Source organism: uncultured Fibrobacter sp. (genome assembly GCF_946062555.1).
Classification (GTDB): Bacteria; Fibrobacterota; Fibrobacteria; order Fibrobacterales; family Fibrobacteraceae; genus Fibrobacter.
The window spans coordinates 64,507-74,707 of record NZ_CAMGVQ010000016.1; the positions used below are offsets into that span (position 1 = coordinate 64,507).

Here is a 10,201-nt window from a genome sequence, read left to right on the forward strand (position 1 = left end):
AAGATTCGCTTTCGAAAACTCCTGTATATATTCAATAGTGTAGACGGTAAATTCCGCCACAAGGAGTGCGAGTAATGTTTGGAATTAACTTCAATCGACTGGTCGCTGCGGCTGCCGTTATGGCATTCTGTTGCGGCACGTCCTTCGCCGCAGGTCCCAAGATGGGCCAGCACAAGGCCGCCAAGATTTCTGCCAAGAAATCCCACATGACGCACTCCAGCAAGAAAGCGAAGATTAAACCGATCGAACAGAACCTTTCCGAAGAAGAACTTTTCGCCATCGCCCTCGAAAGCAAGAACATTTCCAAAGACGGCAACACGCTGACCGACAAGCGCGACGGCAAGACCTACAAGGTCGAAATCAAGGGCGACAAGGCATGGATGAAGAACAACCTCGCCTTCAGCCTTTCTACTCCCAAACAGTGCCTGCTCGAAGACGAAGGCAACTGCAAAAAATTCGGACGTTTCTACAGCCACAAAGAGGCCACCAAGGCATGCCCCAACGGCTGGCACCTTCCCAACGACGGTGAATGGCGCGACTACCAGAAAGACCAGTCCAAACTTGACTGGAACAACCTGGGTAAGGGTGGCTGCAAGGACTGGGACGGCTACTGCGAAGGCGACAATACTGGTCACTACTGGTCTGCCTCCAAGGTAAAAAAGAACACCGCCCGTTCCTGGGAATTCCGTAGCGTCGCCCACAGCATCAACCGCACCGACGAAAGTCTCTCCAAGGGTCTCTACGTACGCTGCGTGGCAGACCTCCGCTAACGATCTTTCAAATCCCTCCATAAAGAAAGCCTCCCAAGGGAGGCTTTCTTTATATGTTTCCTTTCTGTCATCCAGCCCCTTAAGGGGTTGACCCCAGTTACTTAAGTCCGTCGACCACCAGCTTCACGACACCGCGGGCAAAATCAGCAGACTTGATCGACTTTGTCGTCGGAATACCCTTGTCTTTCTTGAGGTCCAGAATCAGGTAGTCAAGGCAATACTCGTCATCTTTGCCGGTGTAGGTCACGTCGAAGTCGTAATCGTCGAAATTAAACTTCGGGGCAGCCTTGGTATCATTCTTGTATTCTTCATAAGCAGCTTCGCAATCCTTCTGTTCGTAGGCATAGCGCAGCTGGAAAGAAACGTTACAAGTCCGCTTGGCATAAGTAACCTTGATCGTACCCGAAGAGGACTTGAAGTTTTCAGCCTTCAGCTTTACAAGGCCGTCATACATTGAAAGTTCGCTACAGTTCAGGGCGCGGATATCCGAAAGCATCTGCTTTTCTTCGACCTTCGCTCCGTCCGCCTGGAAACGTTCATAGAAAGCGGCAAGCGTCGCATCCATATTTTCCAAGGCAGGAACACCGTTGCGGAACAACGAGTAGTAGTCCTTCATCAGGCAGTTGCCGTCATAACGGATGACCTTCTTGAACAAGTCCTTTTTTTCGAAGCGGAGCCCGTTCTGGATGGGTTTGGAATCGTAATCAGGATCCGCCCAGAAGCCCCTCGGGAAAGCACCGTCATCCAAGCTGTACTTGATTTCTTCGGCCCCCTTTCTAAGAGTGATGATACCCTTGTTCTCGTAAGCCTTGTAGGTCACCGTATCCCATTCGTCGGCATCCATAGGGCCCACCAGATTGCCGAGAGTACCTTCCTTACAGACAGGGTAAACCTGCTTGAGCGTGGAATCCTTCTTGTTGTAGGAGTACTTCGCCTTCGACAATACCATTTCAAAGGAACTTTCCATGCTGAAAACGCCAGAACTGGAGCTGTCGTCGCCGCAAGCCACCAAGGCCGCAGACGACACCAGGGCGAAGGCGCCCAGGATTCCGGAATTAACAAAGTGCTTGATCATATTTTCTCCATTTATAAAATCAGATTTCACCCTTGAAGAATGATTCAAAGTCTATATCACTTACCATATCGACGACAAACTCGGGTTTGTCAATCAGCTTGTCCAAATCCTGCTGTTTTGTTTCGCCACAGAGCGGGAGAACAAAACGGCAGCCGCTGCGCTTGGCGAGTTCAAAGTCGGTATACAGGCGGTCGCCCACGAACAGGATTTCTTCAGGCTTGAATTTCTTTAGGAGTCCCGAGAGCATGGCGGGGTTCGGTTTGCCGAAACTACGTTCGGGTTCTACGCCGTAGGCCGTCTTGAGAAGAGCCATGAAACTTCCAATGTCAGGCACGGGGCCGTTGGCATCGGGGCAGACAAAATCGGTGTGCGTAACCCAGAACGGAATCTTGCGCTGCACGCGAAACGAGAGTTCGCAAAGTTCGCGGTAGTCGAAGCTGTTATGGTAGGCAATCAGCACGAGTTCGGTATCGGCAACGTCCGGGCGCAGGTTGAGCGTCGGATCTTGTGCGGCAAACCATTCCGTGACTTCGGGGTTTGCAAAGAAGAATACATTCTTGATGCCTTCTTCATGGATGGCATCGAGCGACAGGTACAGCGCCGAGATAATGGCATCGTCGGTGAGCGGGAGTCCCATGACCTTGAGGCGGTTTTCGTAGAAGACCGGCGACTTGCTGGTATTGTTACTCAAGTAGTAGACTGGCACCTGCTTTGCCACGCGGCAAACCGTCTTGACCGCCTTCGGGTAAGGGCGGCCACTCAGGTAAAGGGTTCCATCGAGATCGAATACGACGGCTTTTACGGGGCAACGCTTTTGCATGTGACCGAATATAGCAATTCAAGGACAATGTTAAAAAGAACAGGAGTTTAAAGACCCTTTTTCATCGACTTGTACCTATAAATAAAGAACTTACAGCTTTTTTATAGGTACAAAACGGATGTATTTTGCAACAAAAAACGGAGAACAACAAATAAAAGACATTCTGCTACCTATAAATGCTGCTCACCGGCACGGTTTTATAGGTATTTCCATATTAGTTTGTACACAAATTATGAAAAGAGAACCTATAAACAAAGCGTTTTTATGTTTTTTATAGGTACGGTCGAAAAATACAATCTTTGTCGGACCTATAAAAGTTCCATACCGACTCGGTTTATAGGTACTTTTAAAGGCTTCCAAGACATTTCATCTCTACTTTACGCCATTCAACTGATGATGTTCCGCATAAAACATTTTTATTTTTACAACTATGAAGACTCCTGATAGCCGCTTTTATTGCCCGCTGATTTCAGTCGGCACCATTACCCTTGACGAGAACGAGAGCAGCCACGCCGTGCGCGTGTGCAGGGCGTGTAGCGGCGATGTCTTGCAGCTGTCCGATGGCGTGGGGCATTACGCGGATGCGCTCATCGAGGTGGCCGACGCCAAGGCATGCCAGGTGCGAGTCGATACGGTTATTGAGGCGACAAACCCGCGGCCCAAGGTGTCGCTCGGGATTGCATGCCTCAAGGACGACGCCTTGGAAGAAGTCGTATTCCATGCGGCTCAGACCGAAATAGACAAGATTATCTTCTTGCGCACGGACTTTTCACAGGAGCCCAAGAACTCCGACTTAAAAAAGACCGTGCGCCGCGCAGAGCTCAAGAGCCTCGTGAGCCTCAAGCAATCGAAGAAAGCCTGGATGACCGCAATCGAAGGCCCCGTCGAATTCGACAAATGGCTCGAATCCTATAAGGGCGACTTGATTCTCTGCGACATCGACGGGGATCGCCAACTTAATTTAAGCGCATCAGACAACGCATCGGCTAGCAGCGACAACTCGGGCGCAAACGAGAGCTCCAATAAAAATGCAATGCCGATTACTTTGTTAGTAGGTCCCGAAGGTGGATTCTCGCCACGCGAAATAGAAGCAATAAAGACCTTCCAAAACGGGAAGGTCCACTTGCTGAAGCTCGGCAACACGCGCCTGCGTGCGCGCACTGCCGCGATTATTGCTTTAGGAAAAATACTGTAATGGATCACCGCGGGGTTTCACCCCTCGCGATGACGTGATTTTTACAAAGACACTTTGACTTTTTCGCGCATGGCCATAACTTGCGCCTTGGCTTCTTCCACCGTGTCGCGGCGGGCAAGCAGCACGCCCAGGCGGCGGTGGCCCTTGAGCTCGGGCTTGCCGAACAGGCGAAGCGCAGTGTCGGGTTCTGCAAGCACTTCTTCGAGGCCACCGAACTTCACGTGGTCGGAATTGCCGTCCACGACGATAGCCTTCGAGGCACTCGGGCCATGGAAAGCGATGTTCGGAATGGGCAAGCCAAGAATGGCGCGAGCGTGCAGCGCAAATTCGGAGAGGTCCTGCGAAATCAAAGTCACCATGCCGGTATCGTGCGGACGCGGAGACACTTCGCTAAACAGGACTTCGTCCTTGCAAACGAAAAGTTCCACGCCAAAGATGCCTCGACCGCCGAGAGCGTCGGTGACCTTCTTTGCAATCACCTTGGCCTGTTCCAACAGTTCCGGTTTCATCGGCTGCGGCTGCCAAGATTCCTGATAGTCACCGCCCACCTGATGGTGGCCGATCGGTTCCAAGAAACTCGTGCCCGCCACATGGCGAACCGTGAGCAAGGTAATTTCGTAATCGAACGGCACGAAGCCTTCGACAATCACGCGGCTCGCATGGCCCGTGCGGCCTTCGTGCTGAGAAATATCCCAGGACTTCTGGATGTCGGCTTCGGTCTTGATGATGCTCTGGCCGTGGCCCGAGGAACTCATCACCGGCTTGATCACGCACGGAATACCGATTTCCTTGACTGCCGCCTTGAAATCTTCAAAATTATCAGCGAAACGGTACGGGCTCGTCTTGATGCCGAGTTCTTCGGCGGCCAGACGGCGGATACCTTCGCGGTTCATAGTAAGCTTGGTAGCCTTGGCCGTCGGAATGACGTTGTAGCCTTCCTTTTCAAGTTCCACGAGCGTATCGGTCGCAATGGCTTCGACTTCGGGAACGATGTAGTCCGGCTTTTCCAGTTCAATCACACGGCGGAGTTCAGCCCCATCGAGCATGTTGATGACATGGCTACGGTGAGCCACCTGCATACCAGGAGCGTTGGCATAACGGTCCACGGCGATGACTTCGACGCCGAGACGCATCATTTCGATGATGACTTCTTTACCCAGTTCGCCGGCCCCGCAAAAAAGAACCTTGGTTGCACTAGAACTTAGAGGTGTACCGATTTCTGCCATACTAAAACTCCTTGATTTAGGAATAATATAGGTAAAGTTCGCCGGCCTTTTACTTGCGGCGCATCCAGAAGGCCATAAAGACAAGCACCGAGAGAATACACACCGCAATAATCAGCCAGAAGGCCATCGGCGAACCGACCGTCGCGTCGCCGTTCATACCAAAGGGCAGCTTCACGTTCATGCCGAACAAGCTTGCGAAGAACGTCGGGAGCGAAATAGAAATCGTCACGATCGTCAAGTTCTTCATTAGCGTGTTCACGTTGTTGCTGATGACGCTTGCGCGGGCATCCATCATGGACGTCAAAATGTTGGCGTAGATTTCAGCTTGCTGCAAGCTCTGACGGTTTTCAATGACGATATCGTCCAGCAGTTCCCGTTCGCTCTCGGTCCAGTTCAGGCTGCGGCCAATCTGCAACTTTTTCAGGAGTGTGTCGTTGCTGTTCAAGGCGCTCACGTAGTAAATCAAGCCCTTGTTCAAGCTGAACATCGAAAGCAGGTACTTGTTTTCCATGGCCGTACGCAGCTTCTGTTCCAACTCGTCGTTAATGCGGTTGATAATCTTCAAGTGTTCGTTAAAGTGGAAGATGGCGTAGCTCAACACGCGCAGCACAAAGGTGTTCAAGCTGTCAATTTTGGAAAAGCGCTTTTCGTCCATCACCGGGATGTCGGAGTCGGTGAGCAAAAGCACCCAGTCCTTGAAGATGAAGATACCGAAAGATTCCACGCGGAACTGGAAGTTGTCGCTCGCGGAATAGTTCTTCGGCTTCTTGAACACGATGGTCGTAAAGTCGTCGTCGTACTCGATACGGGAAAGTTCGTCCGAGTCGAATGCGGAAGCTATGGTATGTTCAGTGATTTCGTACTCTTTAACGAGCACACTTCGTTGCTCTTGGCTCAAGGAACCCATCATAACGATGTCGGCGCTGTCTTCGTTCGGGGCGCTAGCGAGGCGACCCGATTCGATCTTGTAGTACTTCTTGAGCATAGGAGCCCCCTTTATCGAACGGGGGTAAAGATAGTAAATAGACGAAAGACTTGAGACGAAAAACGAAAGAAAAACGACAAAAAAGGGGGAAGATTCCCCCTAACTTTAGCCCCGGCTTCACCAGATCCGCACGCTCACATGGCCTCGGGCTTCGACCGACGAATGTTCGCTTTGCGGACTGGTCATCGCCGTGTCTGCCGTTACCCCTTCGCCTAGGGGGGCCAGCCCCCTAAAACCCCGGAATTTTACCTGACGCTCACCCTCTGCGTTGTACTTTCAATCTTCAGAAGGTAGCTACCGGCCCTCATCACAAGAATTTCAAAGTTCGCTGTCTGCACACGTCCCTGCAACAGAACCTTGCCCTGCATATCAAAGAGTGCGTAGGCACCCCCGATGCGAGCAGCCGAAATCTGCAAGCTACGACCGTTCACCATCACCGAGAACTGTGGTGCTGCGCCCACAACAATCGGCGTTGTCTCTTCGCTAGAGCTACTTGTATCGTCAAGGACAGCCGAAGAACTGGATTCCGCGGTTTCGCTCAAGGACGACGAAGAGGAAACATTCGACGAACTGGATTCGTCATTGCGCGGAGTCGAGGATGACGAAGTAATCTCTTGCTGACTGGAACTGGAAACAGCAGAACTTGAACTGCTCTTGGGATTCTCAATGTACTTCGCAATAATCGTGATGTTTGCGGTCACAGAGATTTCATCACCCGCTACACCAAGTTTCTTATCGCCATCGTAATATGCATCAAAGGTATAGCCCTCTTTTTTCGGAGCTTCAGGCAAGGTGTACTTTTCGCCATCTTCAACAGTAGTGTTCACAATCTTATCGCCATCAACATCAACAACATTGACCGTACGGATAATCAATTCTTCGAACAATGCCTTGACAGTCAAGGCTTCCGTCACCTTTGCAAAAGAAGTATTCCAGCCCACAAACTTGTAACCTTCGCGAGTCACATTCGTCGGAGCAACGGCGGCTTCGCCATACGCAACAGACTGCGTGTCGATAACAGAGGTTCCGTTCATGAATGTTACCTTGTATTTAACTTTGACGGAATCGTAAATTGCCAAATAGCTTGCGTCTTCGGTCACGAAATCGAGAGCCGGTTTCCAACCCTTATGTGAATATTTCCATTCGACAGTAGCTTCACGAGTCGGAGTCTTGCTGCAGCTAGGCATTTTGCCATATTCAAAGGTAGCACTTTCAATTTTGGAGCCATCAGCATTATTGAAAGTAACCGTGTACGAACGAATCGTAGAATCATAAACAGCATGATAGTCAAAATCTTCTACGGCATTCGTGGGTTCTACATCCCAGCCCTTGAAGGTATAAGAGTACTGTGCAGTGGAGGCAAGCGTCGGAGCAACACCACCATAAGCAACAATGCTACCGTGCTGATAAGACTTGGATTCCAGCAATGTATCGGCTGGTGCTGCATTATAAAAGTTGATAGTCCAAAAGACATCGCTTGCATCAGTGTAAATAGCCTTTACAGTTTGGTCAACTGTAAACACCGTTGTCGGTTTGACCTTGATTTCATCCGTATTATACCAGCCACTGAAAATGTAACCATCGGCAGGTTCAGGATCTTCAGGGAATGAGACTTGCCCCTTGTAGTTTGTGTAACGGTTACTTGTGGTTCCATCATCATCAAACACCACCTTGCGAATCGCCAAGGAATCTTCATTTGCAAAAGTCGGATAGCTATCCGTTCCTCGAGTCCACGCACCGCTATTTGATGTAGTTCCGTTTGTCGTATTCAAAATCCATGCGAACTGATCTTTTTTCATATCTGCCGTAGATTTGCCACCGGAATACGTCATTGTAGCAGACTGAGTGCCAACAGGCGCAGAGACACTAGATAACAAGGTTTGATCATAGTAGGAGTTGATGATTTGGGCGGAGTTTAGATTTTGACCAGCGATGCCACCTTTGGCGGAATAAGCCTTTATAACAGTCGATATGCTAAAACTATTCTTTATAATTGCACCTGAACCATCATTAGTCGCAACAACACCCCCAGAATAGCCACTATGTGAATATGCTGCAGTCCCACCCGCAAGATACTGACTATAGGTAATTTCTCCCATATTCAATGAATTTTGAACAATTCCTTTATTATAAGCAGATATTCCTCCTAACAGAATAGATATTCACATTAACATTATTAGATAGATAATAATCTACTTTCGCTCTATTTTCACATTCCCTAATCGTTCCCGCATTGTAGGCAGCAACACCCCCAGCATAGTCATTAAGCCCTCGATCGAAAATTCCATTATGTACGTTTCCTTTGTTTATTGACCTTTCAACAGTACCAACATTATACCCCGTAATACCACCTGTATGTAGACGATCAACCTTACCATAATTGCCTCCATTTATGGAATCCCTGATTGTTGCGACATTTTCCGTTTTTATCACATTCCCAGCATTATATCCAGCAATTCCTCCGATGTAATGGAAACTCATTGAACCATAAGAATGTCCTTTACTATCATTATAGCTCAACAAACAACCTGTCATAGAGCCACTATTTATCATCGACATAATTACAGCCGACTTAAGATTCTCCCCAACAATTCCACCAATAGATATACTTTTTATTGAACAACTCTTTGTAATAGAGACACTACTTTGACCATTCGAAATCGTTCCATTATTCCGTCCCGCAACGCCTCCCGAATAAGCACTATCCGAAGTTGTATTCACCGAGCCACCAGTTATAACAACATTATCAATCAACCCGTTGTTAAAACCCGCAATAGCACCTCCATTACGTGTATGAGTAATGCTTGGATTTGCCACCTTAACATTCTTCACAACGCCATTTGCCCCAATAACGCCAAATAGCCCCGCAAAATTTCCAGTTGTCGTATATGGAGTTGTAATGGTATAATTGCCACCATCAAAGACATTCTGGAACATTTTTGTGGAATCCTTGCCAATCGGAGTCCATGCGTATGTCGTTCCTAATGTAATATTGGCAGACAGAACTCCATTAACAGACTTTCCAGAATTCACTTGGGCAGCAAACCAAGCTAATTCATCTGCCGTAGTGATGACATAGAACGCCTTGCCATCTATCTTTTTCATATTTTCCGGTTCCACCGCAGAACCAGTCCAGTCGGCAGCAAGAGCAACCGCTGCCAACGAGAATACCATTGTTAATACTTTTAGCATTTTCATCACTAAAGTCTCCTAAAAATTCATGAATTGAAAGATCAGTCCTTGATGCAACGAACCGAATATGCAGCTCTTTTATCAGTATAGCCCAAGATCACACCATGCCAATCATATCTTAAGGACATACCAACGGCATTTATGCTGGCATCGAAATATTCAGGACAACCTAGACTGGTACATCCACTCTTCTTAAAAGGATCATTATAAATCTTACAAGTTGAGCCATAACATTCTTCAGTCGCAATTTCTTGAGAAGCGCCCCAATAAACAGCTTTAGTGCAAATGAAATTGATGTCTAAGTTTCCATTTGCACTACGGTTTGGTGTTGGTATAGCAGAAAAGCCGAATTCGTCCACCCCATTACCACCGGCACCACACCAACCTGCTGTAGCCTTTAATTTGGTACCTCCGTTGGAACCCTCATAATCATCCCCCACATAATCTCTTAAAGCAGTAAATTCCGCTTCTGAGGGTAAATGCCAGCCTTCAGGACAAATACCACGAAACAGGATTCACTAAAGAACAGACTACATGATACCCGCAACCACCTTTTGATGAGTATATTCCGGCAGAATCCATTGCAGCAGCCCATGTGTAAACTCTTCCATAGTATTCACTACACAAAGAATCATAAATACCATTAATAAAATCAGTAGTCTCATAACAAAAACTCGTAGCCGACCCATGATTGTACTCAAGTTTCAAATCTTCCGCCATCCAAGTTTGCATTCCTATAGTTACAGTCTTATAGATTCGCCCGTCACGAGAATCAACTAAAACATTATCACTTAATGAAGAACTAGAACTAGAACTCCACAGATCCATGTAGTCCCAAATGGTCATAGCAGAGGAACTAGACGAACTAGGCAATAAAAACGATGGAATAAACTACCCTGCACTGAAAGTGCAGGGTTTTGTATGTCGTATGCGGATGG

The 10,201-nt window shown here is 48.2% G+C and carries 10 protein-coding genes; 2 read left to right on the forward strand and 8 right to left on the reverse strand.

The genetic code is table 11. From position 1 onward, the window contains the following. The first annotated feature begins 74 nt into the window (after window positions 1-74). The gene (locus Q0P86_RS06725; RefSeq protein ID WP_290992212.1) at window positions 75-770 is read left to right on the forward strand and encodes an FISUMP domain-containing protein; all 696 of its coding nucleotides are present in this window, start codon (window positions 75-77) and stop codon (window positions 768-770) included. A 97-nt stretch (window positions 771-867) separates the two neighbouring features. Here Q0P86_RS06725 and Q0P86_RS06730 read toward each other — a convergent pair whose 3' ends face one another. Together Q0P86_RS06730 and Q0P86_RS06735 are read right to left on the reverse strand one after the other, a co-directional pair. Next, entirely contained in the window at window positions 868-1,845 is a 978-nt protein-coding gene (locus tag Q0P86_RS06730; RefSeq protein WP_295038284.1) for a hypothetical protein, read from the reverse strand. Window positions 1,846-1,864: 19 nt separating this feature from the next. Beyond that, window positions 1,865-2,665 carry an HAD hydrolase-like protein gene (locus Q0P86_RS06735; protein WP_290992207.1) on the reverse strand — a complete coding sequence of 267 codons (801 nt, stop codon included), beginning with the start codon at window positions 2,663-2,665 and terminating at the stop codon, window positions 1,865-1,867. Between the two features lie 430 nt (window positions 2,666-3,095). On the opposite strand from Q0P86_RS06735, the gene Q0P86_RS06740 reads away from it, so the two are divergent. Continuing rightward, window positions 3,096-3,860, forward strand: coding sequence for a 16S rRNA (uracil(1498)-N(3))-methyltransferase (locus Q0P86_RS06740; protein ID WP_295038288.1), 765 nt, complete (start codon window positions 3,096-3,098; stop codon window positions 3,858-3,860). Between the two features lie 41 nt (window positions 3,861-3,901). Here the strand turns inward: Q0P86_RS06740 and purT are convergent, their stop codons facing one another. The 6 genes from purT to Q0P86_RS16880 all read right to left on the reverse strand — a co-directional run bounded on the left by purT (window position 3,902) and on the right by Q0P86_RS16880 (window position 10,109). Beyond that, the gene (purT, locus tag Q0P86_RS06745) at window positions 3,902-5,086 is read right to left on the reverse strand and encodes a formate-dependent phosphoribosylglycinamide formyltransferase (RefSeq protein ID WP_295038291.1); all 1,185 of its coding nucleotides are present in this window, start codon (window positions 5,084-5,086) and stop codon (window positions 3,902-3,904) included. A 49-nt stretch (window positions 5,087-5,135) separates the two neighbouring features. Further along, window positions 5,136-6,071 (reverse strand): magnesium transporter CorA family protein, encoded by a 936-nt coding sequence (locus Q0P86_RS06750; protein WP_294112426.1) that lies wholly within the window; start codon window positions 6,069-6,071, stop codon window positions 5,136-5,138. Between the two features lie 245 nt (window positions 6,072-6,316). Further along, window positions 6,317-7,870 (reverse strand): InlB B-repeat-containing protein, encoded by a 1,554-nt coding sequence (locus Q0P86_RS06755; protein ID WP_295038294.1) that lies wholly within the window; start codon window positions 7,868-7,870, stop codon window positions 6,317-6,319. 328 nt (window positions 7,871-8,198) lie between these two features. Beyond that, window positions 8,199-9,269: a hypothetical protein gene (locus tag Q0P86_RS06760; RefSeq protein WP_295038297.1), complete on the reverse strand. Its 1,071-nt coding sequence runs from the start codon at window positions 9,267-9,269 to the stop codon at window positions 8,199-8,201. 35 nt (window positions 9,270-9,304) lie between these two features. After that, window positions 9,305-9,778, reverse strand: a complete 474-nt coding sequence (locus tag Q0P86_RS06765) for an FISUMP domain-containing protein (RefSeq protein WP_367181819.1) — start codon at window positions 9,776-9,778, stop codon at window positions 9,305-9,307. Next, window positions 9,753-10,109, reverse strand: a complete 357-nt coding sequence (locus Q0P86_RS16880; protein WP_367181818.1) for an FISUMP domain-containing protein — start codon at window positions 10,107-10,109, stop codon at window positions 9,753-9,755. The genes Q0P86_RS06765 and Q0P86_RS16880 overlap by 26 nt, the downstream gene beginning before the upstream one ends. Window positions 10,110-10,201 lie beyond the last annotated feature (92 nt).